This is a genomic window from Betaproteobacteria bacterium (genome assembly GCA_016709965.1).
In the GTDB taxonomy this organism is placed as follows: Bacteria; Pseudomonadota; Gammaproteobacteria; order Burkholderiales; family Rhodocyclaceae; genus Azonexus; species Azonexus amarohabitans.
On the sequence record JADJLT010000001.1, the window covers coordinates 2,189,049 to 2,214,952 of the forward strand.

The following is a 25,904-nucleotide window of genomic DNA, read 5'->3' on the forward strand; positions in this document are numbered from 1 at the left end:
AGGTGCGCCGCCTCCTTCTCGTTGCCGTCCTCTTCTTCGCACAACTGGCGGCGGGGGCGCACGCCGTCGAGCATGCGGCGGGCAACGAGAATGGCTTGCCAACCCACGCCTGCCAGCTTTGTCTGGCGGCACATGATCTCGGTACGGCCTTGCCGTCGCTGGTGGCCTTGCCACCGGTGCAGGCTGTTCAGTTGGTGCCGGAAAACTTGTCGGTCCATGACCGCGCCGCCTTTCCAGCGCCGGCCGCGACACAGCGGGGCCCGCCCAGCTTCTGAAAATTGTCTTTTTTTCCGGTCGACCGCAGCAGTTCTGTGGACGGCCGAATTCGACGTATTTTCAGGAGAAATCCATGCAAAAGTCATTTGCCGTGGCGGCGCTGCTGGCCGCCTCATGCGGTGCGCAGGCCGCTAGCGATGCCGATCTTGCGGCCATCCGCAGCCAGATCGACGAGATGAAGAAAACCTACGAGCAGCGCATTGCCGCGCTCGAACAGAAATTGGCGCAGGCCGAAACCCGGGCCAGTGCTGAAAAGCCGGAGCCTGCACCGGTGCAGGTCGAAAGCCGCCAGTCGGTGGCAGCTGCCAATGCCTTCAACCCCGAGGTTTCGCTGATACTTCAGGGGCAGTATCGAAACGCGAAGGACGTACCGGGGCGAGCCATCAGCGGCTTTGTGCCCGGTGGTGAAAGTCTGAATACCCGCGGTTTTTCGGCCGATGAAACCGAGCTGGTGCTGGCCGCCAACATTGACCCCTATTGGCGCGGACAGGCCATTGTGGCGATGGCTGATGGTCAGGCGAATATCGAGGAGGCCTGGTTCCAGTCGCTGGCAATCGGCGAGGGCATTGGTCTGAAAGCGGGCCGGTTCCGTTCGGGCATCGGCTATCTCAACGAGCAACACCCGCATGCCCGCGATTTTTCCGATGCGCCGTTGATGTATCAGGCCATGTTTGGCGACAGCTATGCCCAGGATGGTGTGCAGTTGAAATGGCTGGCACCGACGCCGTTGTTCGTTGAACTAGGCGCCGAAGTCGGCCGCGGGGCCAATTTCCCCGGCACTGATCGCAACCGGAATGGCGTCGGTGGCGGTGCGCTGTATGTCCATGTCGGTGACGATGTTGGCATTTCCAATAGCTGGCGGGCCGGCGCCTCCTGGTTGAAAACGCGGGCCGCCGAACGGACTGCGGATTTTGTCGACATCAACGGCGTTGCGGCGCAAGGGGCTTTTTCCGGCGACTCGACCACCTGGCTGGCTGATTTTGTCTGGAAATGGGCGCCGAACGGCAATTCGGCACATCAGAATTTCAAATTCCAGAGCGAGTATTTTGTTCGTGAGGAGAAAGGTGGTCTGACTTGTTCATCGGCTGATGTGCTGAGCGCCTGTGCGACCCCTGTCGACAGCGGCTACAAGACCAGGCAGAGCGGCTGGTATGCCCAAGGTGTTTATCAATTTGCGCCGGAATGGCGGGCGGGCCTGCGTTACGAGCAACTCGACAGCGGCAGCCGCCATTTTGGCGGCAATGCGGCCAATCTGGTGGTTGATAGCTACCGGCCAAAGAAAGTCTCGGCGATGGTCGATTACAGCTGGAGTGAATTCTCTCGCCTCCGCCTGCAGATCGCGCAGGACAAGTCGATGCAGGGCATTACCGACAATCAGCTCACGCTGCAGTACGTCATGAGTCTTGGCGCCCACGGCGCCCACAAGTTCTAGGAGCCACTATGAAAAATTTCATTTTTGCCTGTTTTTTCGGGTTGACCGCAGCAGTCGCTCACGCCGACCTCAAGGTCTTCGCCACCGTGCCGGAATGGGGTGCGCTGGCCAAGGAAATCGGTGGCGACAAGGTCAAGGTCTACACGGCGACCAACGCTTTCCAGGACCCGCATCGCATCGAAGCCCGGCCATCTTTGCTGGCACAGGCACGGCAGGCCAATCTGGTGGTGGCGGCCGGCGCCGATCTGGAAATCGGCTGGTTGCCGCTGGTCCTGCGTGATTCGGGAAACTCGGCCATTCAGCCGGGCAAGCCGGGGTATTTCGAGGCCGCAGCGCAGGTGAATCGCCTTGAAGTACCTACCAAGCTGGATCGGGCCAACGGCGACGTGCATGCCGCCGGCAATCCGCATACCCACCTCGATCCGCGCAATGTGCTCAAGGTCGGTGAGGCGCTGACTGCGCGCATGGTCGAGCTGGATGCTCCCAATGCGACCGCCTATCAGGCTGGCTATCAGGCCTTTGCCGGTAAATGGCAGGTGGCAATGACGCGCTGGCAGAATGAAGCGGCGCCGCTCAGAGGGGCGCAAGTGCTGGTCCATCACGCCTCCTTCGTCTATTTGCTGAACTGGCTGGGCATGAAGGAAGTCGGCACGCTGGAACCGAAACCGGGTATTGAACCAAGCAGTGGACACCTGACCGACTTGCTTGCCCGCCAGCAGATTGTGCCGGCCAAAATGGTATTGCGTGCTGCGTATCAGCAGGAGGGGCCGAGTCAATGGATTGCCGGCAAGACCGGCATCGCGGCGGTCATGCTGCCGTACACGGTCGGTGGCACGCCGGAGGCGAAAGACTTGTTCGGTCTGTTTGAGGACAGCATCCAGCGTTTGCTGAAAGGCCTGCGGTGAACGTCCTGCTACGCGCTGACAAGCTGGTCGCCGGCTGGCAGAAGCCGGCGACGCAGCCGCTTGATCTGAGCATTGCGGCCGGCGAAATCGTCGGCCTGACCGGGCCGAACGGCGTGGGCAAAAGTACCGTACTCGCTGCCTTTGCCGGACGGGCCAAGGTGTTTTCCGGGCGCATCGAGCAGTCTGCTGGCGTTCGACTGGCCCTGCAGACGCAGGAGGTGCCCCCGGTTGTTGGCATGCCGCTGTCTGGTCGCGAGCTGCTGGCGCTGACCGGCGCCAGTCCGAAGGGCTTGCCTGCCTGGTTGACCGACCGCCTCGATAGCCGGCTAGACCGGCTGTCCGGCGGCCAGCGTCACTACCTGACGCTGTGGGCGATCCTGCAGGCGCCGGCCGATCTGGTGCTGCTCGACGAACCGACCAACAACCTCGACGTTGCCGGCGTCGCCCACCTGACCGAGCACCTGCGTGATCGGGCGGCGGCGGGGGCGGGTATGCTGGTGGTTAGCCACGATACGGCTTTTGTCGAAGCGGTGTGTGACCGGGTGATCGTGCTGGGAGTCCGTGATGTCGAGTGAAATCTTCCTGATTCCCTTCCTGACCGGCCTGGGTTTTGCCATTTTGCTCCCCGTGCTGGGCAGTTATCTGCGCCTGCGCGATGAATGGCTTGCTGCGCTGGCCTATTCCCACGTTGCGGCAGCGGGCGCCTTGCTGGCGCTGGTTGCCGGCTTTGCACCGGTGCTCGGCGGCTTGGTGGCGGCGGGGTTGGCCGGCGCCGGGCGGCGCCTGTTTGCCAAACGATTGACCGGCGGCGCCGGCGATGCGCTGCTACTGCTGGCTGGCTGGGGGGGCTCGGTGTTGATCACGGCCAATCAGCCGATGGCCGAACGCCTTGGTCATGCCTTGTTCGATGGCCAACTCTATTTCGCCAGCAGTGAGCAATTATGGCTGGTCGCCGCTGGCGGTGCACTTGCCTTGCTCGTATTGCGTGCACTCTCGGCGAAATTGCTCCTGGCTCGGGTCTATCCGGACATTTTCCGTCTGCGCGGCCTGCCATCCTGGCCGATCCAGATGGGCTTCGACCTGCTGGCGGCACTCTGCCTCGCCCTGGCAACCATGAGTCTCGGCGTCATGGGGGCATTTGCGCTGGTATTCATTCCCCCTTGGCTGGCCTTTCGCCGCGCTGCCAACTGGCGTGCCGGGCTATGGTGGGCGTTGGGGATCGGCGTTACGGCTTATTGCGCGGCATTCGGGTTGGCGCTAAGCCTTGATCAACCCTTCGGTCCTGTCCTGGCTATCCTGCTGGTGCTTGTCGGCTTGCTCGTTGCATGAAGTCGAGCACCGTGCTAAAACTACTATCCCGCATGCGGAGTGGTCATGGTTTTTTCCTTTTTCAAGAAGCAGGACAAGAAGATGCCCGAGCGGCCGGCAGCTCGCCCGCGCGCGCCTGATCTGCTGCCCGAGGCAAAAGCTCCCCAACCCACCGCCGAGACTCAGCCCGCGCCGCTGCCTGAGCCCTTGCCGGACCTCGAATTTACGGCCAGCGTCTGGGCCAAGGCCGGACCGGTGTCGACCTCGGACGAGCTTCTTCCGGCACAGGTCATGGTGCATCCGCCACTGAAACCGAAGGCGGCGACGGTGGATACGCCGGAGTTCAGCATCGATGATTTTGATCGTGACGACTTTACCGAGTCGACCGTCATGGGCATTGACGTTGATCACGACCTTGATCCACTTCAAGCCTGCGTCGAGCAGGTGGTCGTGCTCTATGCCAACGGCCAGGATGCTGCTGCTCGTTCTCTGCTCGAAACCTTTGTTCGCTCGTACCGTGGCCCTGAAGGGAAACGCTTCTGGTTGTTGCTGTTCGATCTGCTGCAGATGACCGGTGATCGGGCCGGCTTTGACAAACTGTGCGTGGATTACGCCGAGGCCTGCGAAATGTCACCGCCGACCTGGTCATCGGGGCTGTCCGCGGTGCAGCCGGCATCCGCTTCGCCGGGGCCGAGCAAGATTTTTCTGCAAGGGGTATTGACCTCGGAAGGCGCCTTGCCGGTGACCGAGCTGGGCAAGCTGATCGGCCAGAAGACACCGGTGACTGTCGATTGCAGCAAACTCATCGGTTGCGACGACGAGGTCGCCGGGCAACTGGCGGATCTGCTGTGCAAGGCCCGCAAGACTCGTCTGTCGGTCACGCTCGGTGGTACCGATGGGGTAATCGATCGTCTGAATACTCGTCTGCAGGTTGGCCAGGTGGCCCATGAGCCAGCCTGGCGCCTGCTGCTTGAACTGCTGCAGCGTCACGGTACGCAAGAGCAGTTCGAGGAGCGCGCCGTCGATTTTGCGGTGACCTTCGAGTTGTCGCCACCGTCCTGGGAAGCACGGCCGGTGGCGGCCAAGCCGGCCGTTTCCCCCGCAACCAGTCGTCCGGCAGATGAAGCGCATTATTTGTCTGGCGAGCTCAAAGGCTGTCGCTTTGATGATCTGAGCGCCTTCCTTGAATCACGCGAGCAGCCGATCCTCGACTTTTCCGGCGTACGTCGTCTCGATTTCGTCTCGGCCGGGCAGCTGGTCAATCGCCTTGCGCCGTATAAGGCAGCGGGTCGCGAGATCATCATCCGCAGTCCGAATCACCTTGTCGCCGAATTGATGGCCGTGGTTGGCCTCAACAAGCAGGCGCGCATTCTCGTTCCCAAGTCTTAAGGGTAAAAAATGGAGCAATATCACGGCACCACGATCCTGTCGGTGCGCCGGGGCAACGTCGTTGCCATGGGCGGCGACGGACAGGTCACGCTGGGCAATATCGTTATCAAGGCAACCGCCAAAAAAGTTCGCCGCCTGTATCAGGGTCGCATTCTTGCTGGCTTTGCCGGCGGTACGGCCGATGCCTTCACGCTGTTTGAGCGCTTCGAGGCCAAGCTGGACAAGCATCAGGGCAATTTGCTGCGTTCGGCCGTAGAACTGGCCAAGGACTGGCGTTCAGACCGTGCCTTGCGCCGTCTTGAAGCCATGCTGTCGGTGGCGGATCGCGATGTTTCGTTGATTATCACCGGCAACGGCGATGTGCTGGAGCCGGAGCAGGGTATTGTCGCCATCGGTTCCGGCGGTTCCTACGCACAAAGTGCGGCGCGGGCCTTGCTGGAAAACACGGATTTGTCGCCGCGTGACATCGTCACCAAGTCGCTGGAAATCGCAGGCGACATCTGCATCTACACCAACCGTAATTTCACGATCGAGGCCCTCGAATGACCGCGATGACGCCGCAGGAAATCGTTTCCGAACTCGATAAACATATCGTCGGCCAGAAGAACGCCAAGAAGGCGGTCGCCATTGCCTTGCGCAATCGCTGGCGACGGGCGCAGGTGGCCGAGCCATTGCGTCAGGAAATTACGCCAAAAAATATTCTGATGATCGGACCGACCGGCGTTGGCAAGACCGAAATCGCGCGTCGTCTGGCCCGACTGGCCAATGCGCCCTTCATCAAGATCGAGGCGACCAAATTTACTGAAGTCGGCTACGTCGGTCGCGATGTCGAGACGATCATTCGTGATCTGGTCGAAATGGCTATCAAGACGCATCGTGAGCGAGCCATGAAGACCATGCGCGCCCGTGCCGAAGACGCCGCCGAAGAGCGCGTTCTCGACGTGCTGCTACCGACCGCGCGTGGTCCCAACTTTTTTGCTGAAAATTCCGAGTCGACTGCAACCGAGAACACGACTCGCCAGAAATTCCGCAAAAAGCTGCGCGAAGGTGAGTTGGACGACAAGGAAATCGATATCGAAGTCGCCGCACCGGGCATGCAGGCCGAAATTTTCGCGCCGCCGGGTATGGAGGAGCTGACGCAGCAGATTCAGGGCATGTTCCAGAATATCGGCGGTGGCAAGAAGAAATCACGGAAGTTGCCGATCAAGGAAGCGCTGAAACTGCTGGCCGACGAAGAGGCGGCCAAGCTGGTCAATGACGAGGACGTCAAGCTGGAGGCGGTGAAGGCCGTCGAGCAGAACGGCATTGTCTTCCTCGACGAACTGGACAAGATCGCCAGCCGTTCCGAAATGCAGGGCGCCGATGTCTCGCGGCAGGGTGTTCAACGTGATCTGCTGCCGCTGGTTGAGGGCACCACGGTGTCCACCAAGTACGGCATGATCAAGACTGATCACATTCTGTTCATCGCTTCGGGCGCTTTCCACCTCTCCAAGCCGTCGGATCTGATCCCGGAGCTGCAGGGTCGTTTCCCGATTCGCGTCGAACTGGACTCGCTCTCGGTGGCTGATTTCGAGTGCATTCTGACCCAGACCGATGCCTGTCTGACACGGCAGTATCAGGCCTTGCTGGAAACGGAAGGTGTGCAGATCGAGTTTACCGACGATGGAATCCGGCGCATGGCGGAAATCGCTTTTCAGGTGAATGAACGGACCGAGAACATTGGCGCCCGTCGCCTGCATACGGTCATGGAAAAATTGCTCGAAGAAGTGTCGTTCGATGCCGGCAAGGTGGGCTTGGAGAAGGTCCTGGTGCACGCTGCCTACGTCAACGAGAAGCTAGGCGAAGTGGCCGCCGACGAGGATTTGTCCCGCTACGTCCTCTGACGCTTAGGGGTAATCCCGGCTGTGCGGGCGCGCCCGACGTCCGCACAATCCAACCTGTTGCCAATTCTCATTTGAGGCCTTCCGCGTGGACGAGCAAAGCCTGAGTTTCCGTCTGCTGGCTATTCTGTTCCCCATTTTCGGGATCGTGGCTGCCGGCTATTTTTATGGCCGCAAGCACAAACCGGAAATGGCCGTGGCCAATCGGCTGAACATGGATGTCTTCGTGCCGGCGCTGGTTTTTGCAGCGATGGCCGGCAAGTCATTCGACCTGACGGTCTATGCGCCGCTGGCACTCGGTGGCTTTCTGGTGCTTGGGACCTGCGGCTTGCTGGCCTGGCCAATCGCCCGGATGATCGGCATCCAGCCGAAAACGCTGGTGCCCCCGATGTTGTTCAACAACTCCGGCAATATCGGCCTACCGCTGGCGGTGCTGGCATGGGGCGAAAATGCGTTGCCGGCAGCGGTAATTTTGTTCATGGTGGAAAATACGCTGCACTTTTCCTTCGGTGCCCGCTTGCTTGATCCGAATACCCGATTCCTGATGCTGTGGCGAATACCTGTGGTTTTTGCCGCCATTGTCGGGTTGACCGTAGCGATCGTCAAAATCCCGATCTGGACGCCTTTGATCATTGGTATCAAGATGCTGGGCGATGTTTCCGTGCCGCTGCTGCTGTTCTCGCTGGGCGTGCGGATGACTGACGTAAATTTCAGCGAATGGAAGGTGGCGGTTGGCAGTGCCGTGTTGCGGCCGCTGGCCGGCATGTTGATTGCGGCCGGTGCCATCCAGTTGCTTGGGCTGCAGGGGCGTGACGCGGCAATGCTGTTCGTCTTTGGTGCCCTGCCGCCAGCCGTGCTCAACTTCCTGTTCGCGGAGCGTTACAAGCAGGAGCCACAACGCGTCGCATCAATTGTGCTGATCGGCAATCTGGCGGCCCTGCTGTTTCTGCCGCTGGCGCTGGCCTACGTTTTGTGATTTTGGCTGTTTTTTCCGGTTGACCGCAGGCGTCGCGCTTTATCGGCCGTAACGGTCCATCTGGCGCCGATCGCGCTTGGTGGGCCGGCCATGGATGTCGGCGGCCGGGTCCTGAACAAACTGTCGGCTGTCACGGGCTGCTTCGCGGGCGCTGACGCTTTCCTGGGTTTCTTCGTAGAGCAGACGGGCTTCCGGCGCCGGGCCGCGTTTGTCTGACAAGGCCTTGACGGTCACTTCCCAGCGCGTTTCGCTGTTGGCGATCTCCAGCCGGGCATTGATTTTAAGGTCACGAGCCGGCTTGATTGTGGCGCCATTGACCTTCACTTTTCTACCACTGACGGCATCGCTGGCCAGCGAGCGCGTCTTGAAAAAACGCGCTGCCCACAGCCATTTATCGACGCGCAGGCCGCTCACTTGGGCAGTGTGGACTCGCCAGCATAGAGCTGTTCAACGGTTTCGCGCTGGCGAATGACGTGGACCTTGTCGCCATCGACCATTACTTCAACGGCGCGTGGCCGGGTGTTGTAGTTGGAAGCCATGGCCATGCCGTAGGCGCCGGCTGACATTACGGCCAGCAGGTCGCCGGCTTCAACCGCCAGCAGACGGTCCTGGCCGAGGAAGTCGCCGGTTTCGCAAACCGGCCCCACAACATCGTACGCCGTGGTGGTGCCGGCGCGGGGCGCCACCGGATTGATGTCGTGCCAGGCTTCATAAAGCGCCGGGCGCATCAGGTCGTTCATGGCGGCGTCGATGATGGCGAAATTCTTGGCTTCGCCCTGCTTGAGGTATTCGATGCGGGTGAGCAGCAAGCCGGCATTGCCGACCAGCCGGCGACCCGGTTCGAGCACGACCTGCAGGCCGCGACCGGCCAGCTTGTTGAGCAGCGGCGTCAGATAGGAAGCGACAGTCGGTTGCACCTGTTCGGCACTGTATTTGATGCCGAGGCCACCACCGAGGTCGAGGTGGTGAATGTGGATGCCTTCTGCTTTCAACTGGTCAACGAGGACCAGAATGCGGTCGAGTGCTTCGACAAAGGGGGAGGGGTCGAGCAGTTGCGAGCCGATGTGGCAGTCGATGCCGGCCACTTCGATATTGGGCAGGGCAGCGGCGCGGCGATAGAGCGCCAGTGCGGTGTCATAGGCGACGCCGAATTTTGCGCCCTTGAGTCCGGTGGAAATGTAGGGGTGCGTCTTCGGATCAACGTTCGGATTGACGCGCAGGCTGATCGGCGCCTTTTTGCCGCACTGACCGGCGACATCGTTCAAGCGCTCCAGTTCGGGGGCGGATTCGACATTGAAGCAGAAGATGCCGACTTCCAGCGCCAGCTTCATTTCCTCGGCCGTCTTGCCAACGCCGGAGAAGACGACTTTCTGCGGATCGGCGCCGGCTGCAAGCACTCGCTGCAGTTCGCCGCCGGACACGATGTCGAACCCCGCGCCGAGGCGGGCAAAGACGTTCAGGATGGCGAGGTTGGAGTTTGCCTTGACGGCATAGCAAACCAGCGCACCCTTGCCGGCGGGATGCTCGCCGAGGACATCGTGAAATTCGCGTAGCGATGCTTCCAGCGCAGCACGGGAATAAACATAGGCCGGCGTGCCAAATTGTTCGGCAATGGCCGGCAAGGAAACGGATTCGGCGTGCAGGGCGCCGTTCTTCAGAGCAAAGTGGGTCATGGGGCTTTGGGGCTGGTGGTCGTGCTAACATCCTTGGCGGCTGGCTTGGCATTGCCAAGCAGCGGTTCCGGCATCGGGCCAGTGGGCCGTTCAAGCGGCCCCTTCATGCCGCAGGCGGCAAGGCTCAGGATGATCAGTAGGGCAGCGATTCTGGACATTTTCGGGGCGCTGTCAGCGAAGCACAGGATGGTAACACGATGGATGACAAGGAATTCAATACGATCGCCGATGCGACGCTGGCAAGAATTGATGCGGCACTGGAAGCCTGCGATGCCGATATCGATAGCCAGCTGGCGGCAGGCGGTGTGCTGGAAATTGAATTTGACGACGGCAGCAAGATCATTGTCAATCGCCACGGTGTGGCCAAGGAAATCTGGGTGGCGGCCCGCGCCGGCGGTTTTCACTTCCGCTGGGATGGTACTGCCTGGCGCGATACCCGTGATAGCTGCGAATTGATGGAAAAGCTTTCAACGCTCGCCAGCCAGCAGGCTGGCGAGACTATCGTTTTACGCTGATCAGTCGCTGGGGGGTACGCTGAGGTCAGGTTTGGGTAGCGGCTCGGCTTCCTGTTGCTCCTCTTCCGGCGGCTTTTCCTTGGCGGCGTTCTCTGCGTAGATATAGCTACGATCCCTGCCTTCGCCTCGAGCCACCAAGCCCTCTGGGGCCTGCGGCAGCATTGCGGGGACCTCCTTGAGCGCACGGTTCATGTAACCGATCCAGATCGGCAGTGCGGCGGCGCCGCCCGTTTCCCTGTCGCCCAACTTGCGTGGTTGGTCGAAGCCCATCCAGGCGCAGGCGGCGACCGTCATTTGATATCCGCAGAACCATGCATCGTTGTACTCGTTGGTGGTGCCTGTTTTGCCGGCTAGATCATGGCGCTTCAGTGCGACAGAAGCCTTGGCAGCGGTTCCATAGATCGTGACGTCGCGCAGCATGGCATCCATCATGAAGGCATTGCGCGGGTCGATCACCCGGATGCCTTCTTCGCCGGCCTCGAGTTGTGCTGACTGGGCCACGATCTGATTTGTGCCATCCCGTATTTCGCGAACGACAAACGGGTTGACCTTGTATCCACCGTTGGCAAATACGGAGTAAGCAGTCACCATCTGCCATGAGGTTACGGAGCCGGCGCCGAGCGCCATGGTCAGGTACGGCGGGTGTTTTGCCGGGTCAAAGCCGAAACGGCCGGCGTAATCCTGAGCGTAGCGTGTGCCGATCGATTGCAGGATGCGGATCGATACCATGTTCTTCGATTTGGCCAGCGCCGTGCGCATCTTCATTGGGCCTTCATACCTGCCGTCGTAGTTGTGTGGCTGCCATGCGGCGGTACCTGTCTGGCTGGCTGGAATGATTATCGGCTCATCGGCGATGATGCTATTCGGGCTGTAGCCTTTTTCCAGTGAGGCGGAGTAGATGAACGGCTTGAAGCTGGAACCCGGTTGCCGCCAGGCTTGGGTGACATGATTGAATTTGTTTCGATTGAAGTCGAAACCGCCGACCAATGCCCGAATGGCGCCATTTTTCGGGTCCACCGCGACGAACGCGGATTCGACTTCCGGAAGCTGGCTGATTTGCCATCCGTTTTTGTCGTCCTTTTGCAGGCGAACGATAGCGCCGCGCTTCAGGCGTTTATTGGGCGGTGCCTTGTCGTCGATCATTCTGGCGGCAAATTTCATGGCATCGCCGTTGAGCGTGAGCACTTCGCCGCCCTTGCGGTAAACCTTGATCTGCCTAGTGTCAGCGGATAAAACCAGCGCAGGAATGAGGTCGCCGGCATCAGGAATATCCTGCAGTGCTTCGTCAATCGCTTCGTCCTGGTCGGACTTGATATCCTTCATGTCGAGATAGGATTCTGCGCCTCGATAGCCATGTCGGTGGTCATAATCCATGACCCCCTTGCGCAGACTGACATAAGCAGCTTCCTGCTCGGCCTTGATCAGGGTGGTATATACCTTCATGCCGCGGGAATAGACCTCCTCTGGGAATCTCTCTGCAGTGATCTGGCGTGCCATTTCCGCGATGTATTCGGCGTGAACTGCATACTCGGCCAGCTCGCGCTTGACGACCAAAGGTTCCTTGAGCGCGGCTTCGTGTTGCGATGGGGAGATGTATCCCAATTCATGCATGCGGCGCAGTACATATTGCTGGCGAAGTCGGGCACGGTTGGGGTTTACGACCGGATTGTAGGCGGAAGGGGCTTTCGGTAAACCCGCCAGCATTGCAGCTTCGGCAATGGAAATATCCTTGAGCGGTTTGCCAAAGTAGATCTGGGCGGCTGCAGCAAATCCGTAAGCCCGCTGGCCGAGGAATATCTGGTTGATATACAACTCGAAGATTTGATCTTTCGAAAGGCTGCTCTCTATCTTGAACGACAGCAGTGCCTCATACAGTTTGCGGGTGTAAGTTTTCTCCCCGGTCAGAAAGAAATTACGGGCTACTTGCTGGGTAATAGTCGATGCCCCTTGGCGTTTGCCTCCGCCTAGAAGGTTGGCACCTGCGGCGCGCACAATGCCGGTGTAGTCGATCCCGCCATGCTGATAGAAACGGTCGTCCTCTGCAGCAAGAATTGCCTGCTTCATGACAGAGGGGACATCCTGGATGGCAACAACTGCACGCCGTTCTTCTCCATATTCGCCTATCAGGAAGCCGTCGGCGGTAAAAATCCGCAAAGGAATCTTCGGACGATAATCTGTCAAAACCTCAAGCGATGGCAGATTTGGGTAGGTAAGGAGAAGGATGATCAATCCCATTGCTACGCCAATTATGACGAGCCCAACGAGGAATATGACAGGGTAAAGCACGACGCGCAGGGCCGGAGGCAGTGAGGGCACGGTAATCTTAGAGTTCAAAATAAACGTGGCGCCGATTATACGCTGGGCAAAATCTGCTCCGTGAAATTGCTTTACACCTCCAGATGTTATTGTTAGCATCTGAAGTGAATTATTGGTTATTTTGCTAACTTCGCATTCCGTAAGGACTTTTTGGGGGTCTGGTGGGCTTCGATATCTCGGCGTTGTTAAATCCCAAGGCGCGTTCCTTGTTCGGGTTGGATATAAGTTCGTCAGCCGTCAAGATGGTTGAGCTGAGCGCCAACGGGAAAGACGGTTATCGTGTTGAGCGCTACACCATAGAGGTGTTGCCCAAGGACGCGGTATCTGATGGCAATATCGCCAATCTGGAGGGGGTTGTTGACTGCGTCAAGCGTGCCTGGAAGCGAATGGGTACCTCTACACGCAGTGTTGCAATGGCTCTGCCAGGTTCAGCGGTGATTACCAAAAAAATCATCGTTCCCGCTGGGTTACGGGATGAAGAGCTTGAGGCTCAGGTCGAGACGGAGGCCAATCAATACATTCCCTTCTCGATTGATGAGGTCAATCTGGACTATCAAGTGATCGGTCCTGCACCTGCTGTTCCGGATGAGTTGGAAGTCTTGATAGCGGCATCAAAAAAAGAACGCGTCGAGGATCGTGTGGCCGTTGCAGATGCTGCAGGTTTGAAAGCATCTGTGGTGGACGTTGAGTCGTTCGCCGCCTTGGCTGCATTTGAGTTGATCGAACGCCAGTTGCCGGAAGCGGGAAAAAACCAGGTTGTTGCCTTGATTGATGCTGGTGCAAACGTGATGAATTTGACGGTTTTGCGCAACGGCCAGCAAGTTTATGCTCGAGAGCAGGCTTTCGGTGGTGGGCAGCTGACTCAGGATATCGCGCGCCACTACGGTATGAATTTCGAGGACGCCGAGGCTGCAAAGCGCGCGGGAAATTTGCCTGAAGGTTATGAAATTGAATTGTTGAACCCGTTTATGGAAAATTTGGCGCTTGAGGTTTCTCGTGCGCTGCAGTTCTTCTTTACATCGACTCAATACAACCAGGTGGACCACATTGTTTTGGCCGGCGGGTGTGCTGTGATACCGGGTATTGATGAGGTGGTGGCTACGCGCACTCAGGTCAATACGTTAATAGCGAATCCGTTTGCCAATATGGTGTTATCAGATCGTGTTCGGGCAAAAAGCCTGCTTGCTGATGCCTCTTCGTTAATGGTTGCCTGTGGTTTGGCGCTGAGGAGGTTCGATCCATCATGATTCGTATCAACCTACTTCCTCATCGCGAAGAGGCAAAAAAAGCACGGCGTGAGCAATTTTTTGTATTAGGTGGCTTGGTCTCGGTGTTGGGGGCATTGATTGTATTTGCTGTATATACATTGATCGGTAGTGCGATCAGCAATCAGGATGGCTCGAATAATTTTCTCAAGAAGGAAATCGCCGTTCTTGACAAGCAGCTAGATGAAATCAAGCGCTTGAAGGAGCAGACACAGGCATTGCTGGCGCGCAAACAGGTTATCGAGAACCTGCAACGTGATCGTGGTGAAACAGTTTATTTGCTCAGCGAATTGGTTAAGCAGGTTCCAGACGGCATTTACCTGAAATCACTGAAACAGGATGGGCTGAAGGTAAATGTTACCGGACATGCGCAATCGAACGCACGTATTTCTGCCTTGATGCGCAATTTGGAAGCGTCGCCATGGCTGGAGGCGCCGCAGCTGATTGAAAGTAAGGCTGTTGTGGTTAACGGGCGTCGCATCAATGAGTTCGGGATGAATTTCATTCTGACTCGAGTCAAGCAGGAAGACGGAAAGGAGAAGAAATGATGGCTAAAAAAATCTCCCTTCCAAATATCGATTTCCGTTCGATAGCCGATGATTTTCGGTTGATGAACCCGAATGAACCGGGGACGTGGCCATTAATACCTAAAATTACAATCTTGTTTGGTTTGTTCGCGGCCATCCTCCTCGCGGGGTGGTGGTTTGTCTGGAACGATCAGTTCACTGAGCTTGATACAAAGCAGCGAGAAGAGGGAACGCTCAAGCAGCAGTATCTCGACAAGAAACGTCAGGCGGTTAACCTGGATTTGTATGTTCAGCAACTGGCCGAAATTGATCGATCATTTGGTGCGTTGCTCAAACAATTGCCTGACAAATCAGAAATTGAGGCGCTGCTGATTGAGGTTAATCAGGCTGGCTTGGGTCGTGGCTTGCAATTCGAGTTGTTCAAACCAGGGCAAGAGCAGATCAAGGATTTCTACGCGGAGTTGCCTATAACCGTGAAAATAAATGGCAGTTATCACGACTTTGGGGCGTTCGCTGCCGATATCGCCAAACTGCCACGCATTGTGACCTTGAACAATATTTCGATTGCTCCGGTTAAGGATGGTGGCGTCCTTTCGCTCGATGCTACGACAAAAACCTTCCGCTATCTGGATGAGGAAGAAATCGCCAAGCAGAAAAAGGCTGAGCAAGCGAAAAAAGCCGCGCAAGGAGCGAAGAAGTGAAACGGATATTGCTCATGGCCGTGTGTGCTTTCCTTGGTGCTTGTTCGGGAGGCGATCACGAAGAATTGAAACAATGGATGGCTGAAAGTACCTCAGGTATGCGCGGGAATATTCCCAAGTTGCCAGAGGTCAAGCCCTATGAGCCTGTGCCCTACGATATTGATGGTGCGGTAGATCCATTCAAGCCAAGCAAAATTGAGCCGGAGTCCAAATACAAGCAGGCGGCTGGCAAGGGGGGAGCATTTCAGCCCGATTTCGAGGCGAGAGAAGTTCGGAACAGCCTGCTTGAAAAATACCCACTCGAGTCCCTAAAGATGATCGGGTATATGAATGTCAATAAGCGCCCGATGGCGGTGCTTCAAGTCGAAGACAAGGTCAAGCAGGTCAAGGTCGGGGATTACATCGGGCTGGATTTCGGTATGGTGACGCAGATTTCGGACACTGAGGTCCAACTGCGGGAATTGATTCAAGATTCTGCCGGTGACTGGACTGAGCGCAAGAGCTCGCTTTACCTGCAGAGCAAGGAGGGAAGTAAGAAATGAAATTGATCAATTACGCGATGGCCGCAGCATTGGCCTGCCTTGCGCTATCACCACTGGCTCAAGCAGAGCCTTTGCCGTCAAATTCGATTGACGCGGTTAACGTCGCCCAACAAGGGAATGAGGTCGCGCTAAGAATTGATTTGAAGGAGCCGCTGTCTTCACCTCCTCCGGGATTCAGTGTTGCTAACCCAGCAAAAATTGCACTTGATTTCCAGTCAACGGCAAACGGATTAGGGCGCAATAGCCAAATTTTCAATCAAGGTGATTTGCGTAGCATGAACGTTGTTCAGGTTGGAGACCGCACCCGAGTCGTTCTTAACCTAGTTCAGAATATGAACTATAAAACTCGACTGGACGGCAAATCCTTATATGTGACGCTTTCGCCAATTGGCCGGCTCACCGACTCTGCCGCACAACATAGCACCCGCTTTGCCGAGGAAAGTCTGGTTGGTCGTCGCCATGCTGTAAGTGACGTGATGTTTCGACGCGGCAAGGATGGAGAAGGGCGGATTATTGTAGATTTAAGTGACGCGGGGACGGGTATCGATATCCGTCAGCAGGGACATAATCTGGTAGTGGATTTCATGAAAACCACGGTGCCTGATCGTCTGCGTCGAAAACTGGATGTCACGGATTTCGCAACTCCGGTTACCGCAATTGAAACAAGGACGTTCGGTGATAATGTTCGGATGATTATCACGCCGAAAGGTGTGTGGGAGCACAACGCTTATCAGAGCGACAATCAGTTTATTGTCGAAGTGAAACAGATCGTTGAGGATCCCAACAAGCTTGTGCAAGGCTCCAAGGTCGGTTACCAAGGACCACGAGTGAGTATCAACTACCAGAATGGCGACGTACGTGCCTTGCTGCGCTTGATGGCAGAAGAGTTGAACCTCAATGCGGTGATCAGCGAAACGGTGACGGGGACGACAACGCTAGTGTTGAAGGATGTGCCGGCAGATCAGGTGATAGATATCATCTTCCAGCAAAAAGGGCTGGATATGCGCAAAAAAGGCAATATCATCATGATCGCCCCGCGAGATGAAATCGCCACCCGCGAAAAACTTGATTTCGAATCAAAACAGCAAATTAGCGAACTCGAACCGCTAAAGCTGGAACAGTTTCAGTTGAACTATCAGAAGTCCGTGGATGTGGCGAAGTTGCTGGCAGGTGTGGTAACTGGCGGCGGTGGAGTGAGCGGGCCAGCACAGCGCATTCTCAGTAAGAGAGGGAGCGCAGTTGCAGACTCTCAGTCCAATATTATTTTTATAAACGATATTCCATCCAAGCTGGATGAAATTCGTACGTTTATTAAGGCTATAGATGTCGGTGCTCGCCAAGTGCTGATTGAGGCGCGCGTCGTAGAGGCTACCGATAGTTTTAATCGTAGTATTGGTGCGAAGTTGGGCTTGATAAATTCGAAGTCACTGAATTTGGGGGGAGGGGTAAATGTGGTTGGTGGCTCTTATGCTCCTGCTACCGGCACCTCTACTATTACCGACGGAGTTTTAAAGTCGACAATAACCCCAGGTATTCTGACTCAAACTCCGGTAGTGGGTGTCAATTTGCCATCGTTTTCATCAACCGGGGGGACAATGGCATTTTCATTGTTTAATTCAGCTTTGACGCGGATTCTAAATGTCGAAATTGCTGCGTTGGAATCAGACGGACTTGGCAAGGTGATTTCAAGCCCCCGAGTCATTACTGCAAATAATGTGAAAGCTAAGATCGAGGATGGTACGGAAGTGCCTTATGTGGTTTGTACGGATAGTGCGACTGGTCGAACCTGTACCGTAAGCTTCAAGCCAGCGAAGCTATCCTTGGAAGCTACACCGCAAATTACTCCTGAAGGAACGGTGCGGATGGCTCTTGTGGTAAAGAAAGAAGAGCCGGACTGGACTAAGGCAATCCAAGGTAACCCGCCAATCAAGAGTTCAATTGTTGAAACCAATGTGGTCGTTGAAAATGGTGGTACGGTGGTGATTGGCGGAGTCTTTATCACCGACAGCCAGGATATTATTGAAAAGGTGCCGCTTCTCGGAGATATTCCGTATCTTGGATGGCTCTTCAAATACAAAAATGACACGGGGAAACGTCGTGAATTACTGGTTTTCATCACGCCGCGTGTAATTTCGGACAAGATGCGATTTGACTGATTTTCCTCAAATCTGAATCTAAAGGGCCGGCATTGCCGGCCCTTACTTTTTGTACTGAGCCGTTAGTCGGCTAAAATCCGATCGTGGAAAACTGTCGCAATATATATCTCGTCGGCCTTATGGGAGCCGGTAAAACGACTGTCGGGCGCCAACTCGCCAAGCGATTGGCTCGTCCATTTTTCGATTCTGATCATGAAATCGTTAATCGGACTGGCGTCCCTATTCCTACCATCTTTGAAATCGAAGGCGAGGACGGGTTTCGGCGTCGGGAGATGCAGACCATTCAAGAACTCACCGATATGGGGGGAATCGTGTTGGCGACAGGAGGGGGCGTCGTGATCAAGCCTGAAAATCGTCAAAGGCTTCACGATACCGGATGGGTGGTCTATCTAAACGTATCGCCAGCCTTGCTGCATGAACGCACCAGACATGATCGGAATCGTCCCTTGTTGCATGTCGCCGACCCGTTGGCTCAACTGGAAGCGCTTTATGCAGTGCGTGATCCCCTCTATCGGGAGGCGGCGCATATCGTCATCGATGGTGGACATCTGGCTGCCTCCTGTGTCGTGTCTCAACTGTTACGGGAATTTAACCGCCTATGCAAGTCATGAACAAGATGCTCAACGTTGAGCTGGCTGAGCGATCCTACCCCATCCATATTGGCGTTGGGGTATTGACGCAAGCCGAGTTGATCTTGCCTTACATCAAGCAAAAAAAAGTCGTTGTGGTGACCAACACGACGGTGGCGCCGCTGTATCTTGAATTGCTACGGTCAACGCTGAAAAAAGGCCAAATTTCAATTCTGCCCGTGATATTGCCGGACGGTGAGCAATTCAAAACTTGGGAGACGCTGAATCTGGTTTTCGATGCCATGCTTGAAGCTCGCTGTGAGCGCGGCACCACACTCATCGCCCTTGGTGGCGGCGTTATCGGTGATATGGGTGGATTTGCGGCCGCATGCTACCAGCGCGGAATGCCATTTGTTCAGGTGCCCACCACCCTTCTATCTCAGGTCGACTCTTCGGTGGGCGGCAAGACTGCTATCAATCATCCGCTCGGAAAGAACATGATCGGCGCTTTTTATCAGCCAAAATTGGTGCTTGCTGATCTGGCTACGCTCGATACTTTGCCGGATCGAGAGCTCAAAGCTGGATTGGCTGAGGTTATCAAATATGGTCTGATTCGTGATTCTGACTTTTTCCTCTGGCTTGAGGAAAATATTGAAAAAATATTGAGCCGTGATAAATCGGCCTTGTCTTATGCGGTGCATAGGTCTTGTTCTAACAAGGCTGAAGTGGTTGCCGCGGACGAAAGAGAAAGTGGAGAGCGAGCACTGCTCAATTTGGGACATACTTTTGGCCATGCGATTGAAACCGGCATGGGCTATGGTGAATGGCTGCATGGCGAAGCAATTGCGGCCGGCACACTAATTGCATCTGAATTGTCGTGCAACTTGGGTTGGCTGGACCAAAAAGCGGTGGAGAGAATCGAAAGAATCTATGTTCGCGCTGGCTTGCCGGTGTCCGCCCCTCGCCTTGGTGTATCCAGGTATCTTGAATTGATGAGTCACGATAAAAAGGTGCAGGATGGGAAGCTACGATTGGTTCTCCTCAAAAATATCGGAACAGCGGTCGTGTCTGAGCAGGCGACCGTTGAACAGATTGGTGCGGCAATTGAGGCTAGATGCACCTGAATGGGGAATTTATGCCGCAGGCAGGCGCTGTTGGTGCGTTGCAGCATCTTGAATTGACAGAAGTTTGCCAGTATATTCGATGGTTGCCTCTAATTTTCCTACTGATCGAAGCAGGCAATATGATGCTCGGTTATTTTTATCATTGGCCTGTATTCACTGGCCAAGTTATTTGAAGGAATGCGTGTGATGGAACAGGAAGTACCTGATCGGCAGGGTTTGTATGATCCCGCCAACGAGCACGACGCTTGCGGCGTAGGTTTTGTGGCCCATTTCAAAGGGCAAAAAAGTCACAGCATCGTCGAGCAGGGCTTGTTGATCCTGAAAAATCTGGATCACCGAGGTGCCGTTGGCGCTGATCCGTTGCAGGGTGACGGTGCTGGTATCCTTATCCAGATTCCGGACCAGTTTTATCGAGAAGAAATGGCCAAGCAGGGCGTGACCCTTCCACCTCTTGGTGAGTATGGCGTTGGCATGGTGTTTCTGCCACAAGAAGCTGCTTCGCGTCATGCCTGTGTAGAGGAAATTGAGCGCTCGGTGACGGCAGAGGGGCAGGTGATGCTAGGTTGGCGTGACGTGCCGGTCAAAGCCGATATGCCAATGTCGCCAACGGTCAAAGCGACGGAACCTGTGATCCGCCAGGTTTTTGTCGGCCGAGGGCCTGATGTCTTCGTGACAGATGCCTTGGAGCGCAAACTGTACATCATTAGACGTCGTGCGGCCAATGCCATCAAGTCGCTCAAGCTGAAGCACGGACAAGAGTTTTATGTGCCCTCATTCTCGGCGCGAACAGTTAATTACAAGGGCTTGCTGCTGGCCAATCAGGTGGGGGTCTATTATCAGGATCTCCAGGACAAGCGCACTGTTTCGGCACTGGCCTTGGTTCATCAACGCTTCTCTACCAACACCTTCCCGACTTGGGATCTTGCCCACCCGTTCCGTTATATTGCCCATAACGGCGAAATCAATACGGTGCGCGGTAATGTGAATTGGTTCAAGGCCCGTGAGCAGGCAATTTCCTCGCCGATCCTTGGCAATGACCTGCAAAAAGTGTGGCCGCTGCATTATCCCGGTCAGTCTGACTCGGCATCCTTTGATAATGCGCTAGAACTGCTTGTCATGGGTGGTGGCTATTCACTGGCTCAGGCTGTGATGCTGATGATCCCAGAGGCATGGGAAAAACACACAACGATGGACGAAAACCGTCGTGCCTTCTATGAATATCATGCTGCGATGATGGAGCCGTGGGACGGTCCTGCCGCCGTTGCCTTTACCGATGGTCGTCAGATTGGCGCTACGCTTGATCGTAATGGTCTGCGTCCGGCCCGCTATCTGGTGACTGACGATGACCTCGTGGTCATGGCTTCAGAATCAGGTGTGCTGCCGATTCCGGAAAAGAAAATCGTCAAGAAATGGCGTTTGCAGCCGGGCAAGATGTTCCTGATTGATATGGAGCAGGGCCGAATTATTGACGACCTGGAGCTCAAGGACTCGCTGGCCAAGGCAAAACCTTACCGCGAGTGGATCGAAAAGATCCGTATCAAGCTTGACGAAGTTGAAGCGCCGGCTGAGGCCTGCGATACGGCGTCTGCTTCCCTTATCGATCGCCAGCAGGCTTTTGGCTACACCCAGGAAGATATCAAGGTCATTCTGGAGCCGATGGTCCAGAATGGGGAAGAGGCGACCGGTTCCATGGGGACTGACTCCGCCTTGCCGGTTCTGTCGAGAAAAAACAAGACGCTGTATAGCTATTTCAAGCAGCTATTCGCTCAGGTAACGAATCCGCCGATTGATCCAATTCGCGAAGAGTTGGTTATGTCGCTCGTTTCGTTTGTCGGTCCGAAGCCGAACCTGTTGAATACTGCCGACATCAATCCGCCGATCCGTCTTGAGGTCTCTCAGCCGGTATTGACCAAGGCTGACATTGAAAAGCTACGCCATATCGGCAAGTACACATCGGGCAAATTCAGTTCGTTTGAGCTGGATATATGCTACCCCCTTGCATGGGGTAAGGCCGGGGTTGAGGCACGCTTGGCATCGCTGGCAGCTGATGCAGAAGATGCTGTACGGTCGGGTGCGAATATCCTGATTGTTTCCGACCGCAAGATTGATGCGAATAACGTAGCTATCCCGGCGTTGCTGGCGACTTCTGCAATTCATCAGCACCTGGTCATCAAGGGTTTGCGCACAAGTACGGGTCTAGTCGTGGAGACAGGTTCAGCGCGCGAAACGCATCATTTTGCGCTCCTTGGAGGGTATGGTGCCGAGGCAGTTCATCCCTACCTGGCGCTTGAGACGATTGAGGGTTTTGCCAAGGGTGATGCCGAGAAGGCAGATAAGTTTGTCAAGAACTTCGTCAAGGCAATTGGCAAGGGCTTGAACAAGGTCATGTCCAAGATGGGTATTTCGACCTACATGTCCTATACCGGCGCGCAAATATTTGAAGCGATCGGTCTACAGAAGGATTTCATCGAAAAATATTTCACTGGTACGCCTTCGAACATTGAAGGTATCGGTGTTTTCGAGGTTGCAGAAGAGGCCATCCGTCTTCATGAAGAGGCGTTTTCGACCGATCCTGTATTGACCAACATGCTGGATGCCGGCGGCGAATACGCCTTCCGCATCCGCGGAGAGGATCATACCTGGACACCGGACTCGATTGCCAAACTGCAGCATGCGACGCGCTCTGGGAAGACAGAGACCTACAAAGAATACGCCGCGCTGATTAATGATCAGACCAAGCGTCACCTGACTTTGCGTGGATTGTTCGAGTTCAAGCCCCAAGGTGCAGCAATTCCTCTTGAAGAGGTCGAGTCGTCCAAGGAAATCGTCAAGCGTTTTGCTACCGGTGCCATGTCACTCGGTTCCATTTCCACGGAAGCCCACACCACACTTGCAATCGCGATGAACCGAATTGGTGGCAAGTCCAATACCGGTGAAGGTGGCGAAGATGCCCGACGTTTTGCGCCAGTCAAAGGCGGTGCCAAGCTATCCGAGATTATTGGTGCTGGCCGCATCGAGCGCGACATCGTACTGAAGGATGGCGATTCCCTGCGTTCAGCCATCAAACAGGTTGCTTCCGGTCGCTTTGGTGTCACGGCCGAGTATCTTGTCAACGCCGACCAGATCCAGATAAAGATGGCGCAAGGAGCCAAGCCGGGCGAAGGCGGTCAGTTGCCGGGGCACAAGGTTTCCGAATACATCGGCTTCCTGCGTCACTCCGTGCCGGGCGTCGGCCTGATTTCGCCGCCGCCGCACCACGATATCTACTCCATCGAAGATTTGGCGCAATTGATTCACGATCTGAAGAACGCCAATGACCGTGCCTCCATCTCCGTCAAACTCGTATCGGAAGTAGGTGTTGGTACGGTAGCTGCCGGTGTGGCCAAGGCCAAAGCCGATCACGTGGTGATTGCCGGGTTTGACGGTGGTACGGGCGCTTCACCGCAGTCCTCCATCAAGCACGCCGGTACGCCGTGGGAACTCGGTTTGGCCGAAACACAGCAAACGCTGGTATTGAACCGCCTGCGTTCGCGCATTCGTGTTCAGGTGGATGGCCAACTGAAAACTGGCCGCGACGTTGTAATCGGTGCCTTGCTGGGTGCTGACGAATTCGGCTTTGCAACTGCTCCGCTTGTGGTTGAAGGCTGCATCATGATGCGCAAGTGCCATCTGAATACCTGCCCGGTCGGTGTGGCTACTCAGGATCCGGAATTGCGCAAGCGCTTTACCGGTCAGCCGGAACATGTCGTGAACTACTTCTTCTTCATTGCCGATGAAGTTCGTGAAATCATGGCCCAGCTGGGTATTCGCAAGTTTGATGATCTGGTTGGTCGTGCTGACCTTCTCGACATGCGTACAGGTATTGAACACTGGAAGGCCAAGGGCCTGGATTTCTCCAAGGTTTTCTACTTGCCGAACGTTCCTGCTGATGTGCCCCGTCGCCAGACCGAGACACAGGACCACGGTCTTGACAGGGCGCTGGATCACAAACTGATCGAGCAAGCACGGCCTGCCTTGGAAAATGGGCAGAAGGTGCAGATCGAGACGTCAATTATCAACGTCAACCGGACTTGCGGCACCATGCTATCGGGTCAGGTAGCCCGCCGCTATGGTAACGCCGGCTTGCCGGACGATACCATTCACGTCAAGCTGACCGGCACCGCTGGACAGGCTTTCAGTGCCTTCCTGGCCAAGGGTGTCACGATGGAACTGACTGGCGAAGGCAACGACTACGTTGGCAAGGGATTGTCGGGTGGCCGCATTATCATCAAGCCGAGCCCTGATTTCCGGGGCGACACCCAGGAAAATATCATTGTTGGCAATACCGTCTTGTACGGGGCAACCGATGGTGAGGCTTTCCTTGCTGGTGTTGGTGGTGAGCGTTTCGCTGTTCGCAATTCAGGTGGAACAGCTGTTGTCGAGGGTGTGGGCGACCACGGTTGCGAATACATGACCGGTGGCACTGTCGTGGTGCTCGGGATGACCGGGCGCAACTTCGCGGCCGGTATGTCGGGCGGCATCGCCTATGTGCTGGACGAAGATGGCACCTTCAAGCAACGCGCCAATCTGGCGCAGGTAGCCTTGGAGAAAGTCTTGCCAGCAAATCGTCATGCTGCAGGCGAGCCGCTGCACCTCGGATTAGCCGATGAGACCCTGCTGAAGGATCTGATCACGCGCCACGTCGAATATACCAGCAGCGAAACTGCCAAGCGGATTCTTGCCAATTGGGATGTCTATCGCGAGAAGTTCGTCAAGGTTTATCCGCATGAGTACAAGCGCGCCCTTACGGAAATGGCCGCTGCACAGAAGGAGGCCGCATAATGGGCAAGCCGACTGGATTTATGGAATTCGAACGCCTGAACGAGGCTTACGATCCGGTTGAACAACGTCTGACGCATTACAAGGAGTTCGTGCATGCACTGAACGACGACGATGCGAAGATTCAGGGCGCACGTTGCATGGACTGCGGCATTCCGTTCTGCAATAGCGGTTGCCCGGTCAACAACATCATTCCGGACTGGAATGATCTGGTGTATCGCGGTAACTGGAAGCAGGCGCTTGAGGTGCTGCATTCCACCAACAATTTCCCTGACTTTACCGGCCGCATTTGTCCGGCACCTTGCGAAGCCGCCTGTACGCTGGGCATCAATGCTGCGCCGGTGGGCATCAAGTCGATTGAGCATTTCATCATCGACAAGGGTTGGGAGTCTGGTTGGGTAGTACCTCTGCCGCCGAAGGCCAAGACCGGGAAGAGAGTTGCCATCATCGGCTCAGGCCCGGCTGGCTTGGCCGCAGCCCAGCAACTGGCTCGAGTTGGTCATGAAGTTACCGTGTTCGAGAAGAGCGACCGCATTGGTGGCCTGCTTGGTTACGGTATTCCTGACTTCAAGATGGAAAAGACGGTGATTGATCGCCGTGTGGCCCAGATGGAAGCGGAAGGCGTCACCTTCAAGACGAAGGTTCTTGTTGGCGACAAGAGTCTGCCGGACGGCATCAACAACGATGCCAAGGATTTTGTTGCTGCCGATTCGCTGATGAAGGATTTCGACGCGGTAATTCTGGCAGCCGGCGCTGAAGTGCCGCGTGAATTGCCGGTACCCGGCCGTCAGTTGAAAGGCATCTATGCTGCGCTGGAGTTCCTGATTCCGCAGAACAAGGAAAATCAGCAGGGCAAGACCAACCCGATCAGCGTCAAGGGCAAGCACGTCATCGTCATCGGTGGCGGCGACACCGGTTCTGACTGTGTCGGTACCTCAAATCGTCACGGTGCCGCTTCGGTGACCCAGTTCGAACTGATGCCGATGCCACCGGAGGAAGAAAACAAGGCGCTGACCTGGCCTTACTGGCCGTACAAGCTACGCACATCTTCCTCTCACGATGAAGGTTGCAGCCGCGATTTCGCGGTGGCCACCAAGTCATTTATCGACGATGGCAATGGCAACGTCAAAGCGCTGCAAGCCGTTCGCGTCGAATGGAAGGACGGCAAGATGGTCGAAGTGGCTGGTTCGGAATTCGAACTGCCCTGCGATAACGCTTTCCTGGCCATGGGCTTCACCAATCCGGTGGGCAGTCTGCTTGATGCCTTTGGCGTCGATAAGGATGCGCGTCAGAATGCCAAGGCAACAACCGATGGCGAGGGCTGCTACAAAACCAACGTTGACAAGGTTTACGCGGCCGGTGACGTCCGTCGTGGTCAGTCACTGGTTGTTTGGGCAATTCGCGAAGGGCGTCAGGCTGCCCGTGAAGTGGATCAGTTCCTGATGGGTTCGACGACACTGCCACGATAATTCTGTTTTTTGCCAAAAAACCCCGTTGACCGTAAGGTCGACGGGGTTTTTGTTTTTCGTGCC

The 25,904-nt window shown here is 56.0% G+C and carries 23 protein-coding genes; 19 read left to right on the forward strand and 4 right to left on the reverse strand.

The annotated features are described in order from the left end of the window. Window positions 1-2: 2 nt before the first annotated feature. From IPJ12_10790 to IPJ12_10830, 9 genes are all read left to right on the forward strand, one after another. Entirely contained in the window at window positions 3-275 is a 273-nt protein-coding gene (locus tag IPJ12_10790; GenBank protein ID MBK7647631.1) for a hypothetical protein, read from the forward strand. Between the two features lie 74 nt (window positions 276-349). Then, complete coding sequence (locus tag IPJ12_10795; protein ID MBK7647632.1) at window positions 350-1,708, forward strand: carbohydrate porin; 1,359 nt, start codon at window positions 350-352, stop codon at window positions 1,706-1,708. Between the two features lie 8 nt (window positions 1,709-1,716). Beyond that, the gene (locus IPJ12_10800) at window positions 1,717-2,613 is read left to right on the forward strand and encodes a zinc ABC transporter substrate-binding protein (protein ID MBK7647633.1); all 897 of its coding nucleotides are present in this window, start codon (window positions 1,717-1,719) and stop codon (window positions 2,611-2,613) included. A 5-nt stretch (window positions 2,614-2,618) separates the two neighbouring features. Continuing rightward, entirely contained in the window at window positions 2,619-3,188 is a 570-nt protein-coding gene (locus tag IPJ12_10805; protein MBK7647634.1) for an ATP-binding cassette domain-containing protein, read from the forward strand. Next, window positions 3,178-3,942 (forward strand): metal ABC transporter permease, encoded by a 765-nt coding sequence (locus tag IPJ12_10810; GenBank protein MBK7647635.1) that lies wholly within the window; start codon window positions 3,178-3,180, stop codon window positions 3,940-3,942. Before IPJ12_10805 ends, IPJ12_10810 begins: the two co-directional genes overlap by 11 nt. Before the next feature lie 45 nt (window positions 3,943-3,987). Further along, window positions 3,988-5,310 carry a hypothetical protein gene (locus IPJ12_10815; GenBank protein ID MBK7647636.1) on the forward strand — a complete coding sequence of 441 codons (1,323 nt, stop codon included), beginning with the start codon at window positions 3,988-3,990 and terminating at the stop codon, window positions 5,308-5,310. A gap of 9 nt (window positions 5,311-5,319) precedes the next feature. Further along, complete coding sequence (gene hslV / locus IPJ12_10820; protein MBK7647637.1) at window positions 5,320-5,856, forward strand: ATP-dependent protease subunit HslV; 537 nt, start codon at window positions 5,320-5,322, stop codon at window positions 5,854-5,856. After that, complete coding sequence (hslU, locus tag IPJ12_10825) at window positions 5,853-7,193, forward strand: ATP-dependent protease ATPase subunit HslU (GenBank protein MBK7647638.1); 1,341 nt, start codon at window positions 5,853-5,855, stop codon at window positions 7,191-7,193. Before hslV ends, hslU begins: the two co-directional genes overlap by 4 nt. A 100-nt stretch (window positions 7,194-7,293) precedes the next feature. Next, a complete protein-coding gene (locus IPJ12_10830; GenBank protein MBK7647639.1) occupies window positions 7,294-8,166 on the forward strand; it encodes an AEC family transporter in 873 nt (290 codons plus the stop codon). 39 nt (window positions 8,167-8,205) lie between these two features. On the opposite strand, the gene IPJ12_10835 is transcribed toward IPJ12_10830, so the two are convergent. Genes IPJ12_10835 through IPJ12_10845 form a run of 3 tightly spaced genes read right to left on the reverse strand, consistent with a single transcriptional unit; the run spans window position 8,206 to window position 9,997 of the window. Then, window positions 8,206-8,571: an RNA-binding S4 domain-containing protein gene (locus IPJ12_10835; protein ID MBK7647640.1), complete on the reverse strand. Its 366-nt coding sequence runs from the start codon at window positions 8,569-8,571 to the stop codon at window positions 8,206-8,208. Between the two features lie 5 nt (window positions 8,572-8,576). After that, a complete protein-coding gene (gene lysA / locus IPJ12_10840; protein ID MBK7647641.1) occupies window positions 8,577-9,839 on the reverse strand; it encodes a diaminopimelate decarboxylase in 1,263 nt (420 codons plus the stop codon). Continuing rightward, window positions 9,836-9,997, reverse strand: coding sequence for a lipoprotein (locus tag IPJ12_10845; GenBank protein MBK7647642.1), 162 nt, complete (start codon window positions 9,995-9,997; stop codon window positions 9,836-9,838). Before IPJ12_10845 ends, lysA begins: the two co-directional genes overlap by 4 nt. Before the next feature lie 39 nt (window positions 9,998-10,036). Here IPJ12_10845 and cyaY point away from each other — a divergent pair, with 39 nt between their 5' ends. Further along, window positions 10,037-10,354 carry an iron donor protein CyaY gene (gene cyaY / locus IPJ12_10850; protein ID MBK7647643.1) on the forward strand — a complete coding sequence of 106 codons (318 nt, stop codon included), beginning with the start codon at window positions 10,037-10,039 and terminating at the stop codon, window positions 10,352-10,354. On the opposite strand, the gene IPJ12_10855 is transcribed toward cyaY, so the two are convergent. Next, window positions 10,355-12,769 carry a penicillin-binding protein 1A gene (locus tag IPJ12_10855; protein ID MBK7647644.1) on the reverse strand — a complete coding sequence of 805 codons (2,415 nt, stop codon included), beginning with the start codon at window positions 12,767-12,769 and terminating at the stop codon, window positions 10,355-10,357. 62 nt (window positions 12,770-12,831) lie between these two features. Here IPJ12_10855 and IPJ12_10860 point away from each other — a divergent pair, with 62 nt between their 5' ends. From IPJ12_10860 to IPJ12_10900, 9 genes are all read left to right on the forward strand, one after another. Beyond that, window positions 12,832-13,917: a pilus assembly protein PilM gene (locus IPJ12_10860; protein MBK7647645.1), complete on the forward strand. Its 1,086-nt coding sequence runs from the start codon at window positions 12,832-12,834 to the stop codon at window positions 13,915-13,917. Next, window positions 13,914-14,483 (forward strand): PilN domain-containing protein, encoded by a 570-nt coding sequence (locus IPJ12_10865; protein MBK7647646.1) that lies wholly within the window; start codon window positions 13,914-13,916, stop codon window positions 14,481-14,483. The genes IPJ12_10860 and IPJ12_10865 overlap by 4 nt, the downstream gene beginning before the upstream one ends. Further along, window positions 14,480-15,163: a type 4a pilus biogenesis protein PilO gene (locus IPJ12_10870; protein ID MBK7647647.1), complete on the forward strand. Its 684-nt coding sequence runs from the start codon at window positions 14,480-14,482 to the stop codon at window positions 15,161-15,163. The genes IPJ12_10865 and IPJ12_10870 overlap by 4 nt, the downstream gene beginning before the upstream one ends. A gap of 14 nt (window positions 15,164-15,177) precedes the next feature. Further along, a complete protein-coding gene (locus IPJ12_10875; GenBank protein MBK7647648.1) occupies window positions 15,178-15,705 on the forward strand; it encodes a pilus assembly protein PilP in 528 nt (175 codons plus the stop codon). Further along, window positions 15,702-17,861 (forward strand): type IV pilus secretin PilQ, encoded by a 2,160-nt coding sequence (pilQ, locus tag IPJ12_10880; GenBank protein MBK7647649.1) that lies wholly within the window; start codon window positions 15,702-15,704, stop codon window positions 17,859-17,861. Before IPJ12_10875 ends, pilQ begins: the two co-directional genes overlap by 4 nt. A 119-nt stretch (window positions 17,862-17,980) precedes the next feature. Next, window positions 17,981-18,472 (forward strand): shikimate kinase, encoded by a 492-nt coding sequence (locus tag IPJ12_10885; protein MBK7647650.1) that lies wholly within the window; start codon window positions 17,981-17,983, stop codon window positions 18,470-18,472. Next, complete coding sequence (gene aroB / locus IPJ12_10890) at window positions 18,460-19,554, forward strand: 3-dehydroquinate synthase (protein MBK7647651.1); 1,095 nt, start codon at window positions 18,460-18,462, stop codon at window positions 19,552-19,554. The genes IPJ12_10885 and aroB overlap by 13 nt, the downstream gene beginning before the upstream one ends. Window positions 19,555-19,740: 186 nt before the next feature. Next, window positions 19,741-24,375: a glutamate synthase subunit alpha gene (locus IPJ12_10895; GenBank protein MBK7647652.1), complete on the forward strand. Its 4,635-nt coding sequence runs from the start codon at window positions 19,741-19,743 to the stop codon at window positions 24,373-24,375. Beyond that, window positions 24,375-25,841 (forward strand): glutamate synthase subunit beta, encoded by a 1,467-nt coding sequence (locus IPJ12_10900; protein ID MBK7647653.1) that lies wholly within the window; start codon window positions 24,375-24,377, stop codon window positions 25,839-25,841. Before IPJ12_10895 ends, IPJ12_10900 begins: the two co-directional genes overlap by 1 nt. Window positions 25,842-25,904: the final 63 nt, after the last annotated feature.

Excerpts from the sequence above, each read along its gene's own strand:
- IPJ12_10885 (MBK7647650.1), top strand. The coding sequence starts at position 17,981 with ATGGGAGCCGGTAAAACGACTGTCGGGCGCCAACTCGCCAAGCGATTG.
- cyaY (MBK7647643.1), top strand. The coding sequence starts at position 10,037 with ATGGATGACAAGGAATTCAATACGATCGCCGATGCGACGCTGGCAAGA.
- IPJ12_10895 (MBK7647652.1), top strand. The coding sequence starts at position 19,741 with ATGGAACAGGAAGTACCTGATCGGCAGGGTTTGTATGATCCCGCCAAC.
- IPJ12_10810 (MBK7647635.1), top strand. The coding sequence starts at position 3,178 with ATGTCGAGTGAAATCTTCCTGATTCCCTTCCTGACCGGCCTGGGTTTT.
- IPJ12_10795 (MBK7647632.1), top strand. The coding sequence starts at position 350 with ATGCAAAAGTCATTTGCCGTGGCGGCGCTGCTGGCCGCCTCATGCGGT.
- IPJ12_10800 (MBK7647633.1), top strand. The coding sequence starts at position 1,717 with ATGAAAAATTTCATTTTTGCCTGTTTTTTCGGGTTGACCGCAGCAGTC.
- IPJ12_10875 (MBK7647648.1), top strand. The coding sequence starts at position 15,178 with ATGGCCGTGTGTGCTTTCCTTGGTGCTTGTTCGGGAGGCGATCACGAA.
- lysA (MBK7647641.1), bottom strand. The coding sequence starts at position 9,839 with ATGACCCACTTTGCTCTGAAGAACGGCGCCCTGCACGCCGAATCCGTT.
- IPJ12_10845 (MBK7647642.1), bottom strand. The coding sequence starts at position 9,997 with ATGTCCAGAATCGCTGCCCTACTGATCATCCTGAGCCTTGCCGCCTGC.
- IPJ12_10855 (MBK7647644.1), bottom strand. The coding sequence starts at position 12,769 with ATGCTAACAATAACATCTGGAGGTGTAAAGCAATTTCACGGAGCAGAT.
- IPJ12_10870 (MBK7647647.1), top strand. The coding sequence starts at position 14,480 with ATGATGGCTAAAAAAATCTCCCTTCCAAATATCGATTTCCGTTCGATA.
- aroB (MBK7647651.1), top strand. The coding sequence starts at position 18,460 with ATGCAAGTCATGAACAAGATGCTCAACGTTGAGCTGGCTGAGCGATCC.
- hslU (MBK7647638.1), top strand. The coding sequence starts at position 5,853 with ATGACCGCGATGACGCCGCAGGAAATCGTTTCCGAACTCGATAAACAT.
- hslV (MBK7647637.1), top strand. The coding sequence starts at position 5,320 with ATGGAGCAATATCACGGCACCACGATCCTGTCGGTGCGCCGGGGCAAC.
- IPJ12_10865 (MBK7647646.1), top strand. The coding sequence starts at position 13,914 with ATGATTCGTATCAACCTACTTCCTCATCGCGAAGAGGCAAAAAAAGCA.
- IPJ12_10900 (MBK7647653.1), top strand. The coding sequence starts at position 24,375 with ATGGGCAAGCCGACTGGATTTATGGAATTCGAACGCCTGAACGAGGCT.
- IPJ12_10815 (MBK7647636.1), top strand. The coding sequence starts at position 3,988 with ATGGTTTTTTCCTTTTTCAAGAAGCAGGACAAGAAGATGCCCGAGCGG.
- pilQ (MBK7647649.1), top strand. The coding sequence starts at position 15,702 with ATGAAATTGATCAATTACGCGATGGCCGCAGCATTGGCCTGCCTTGCG.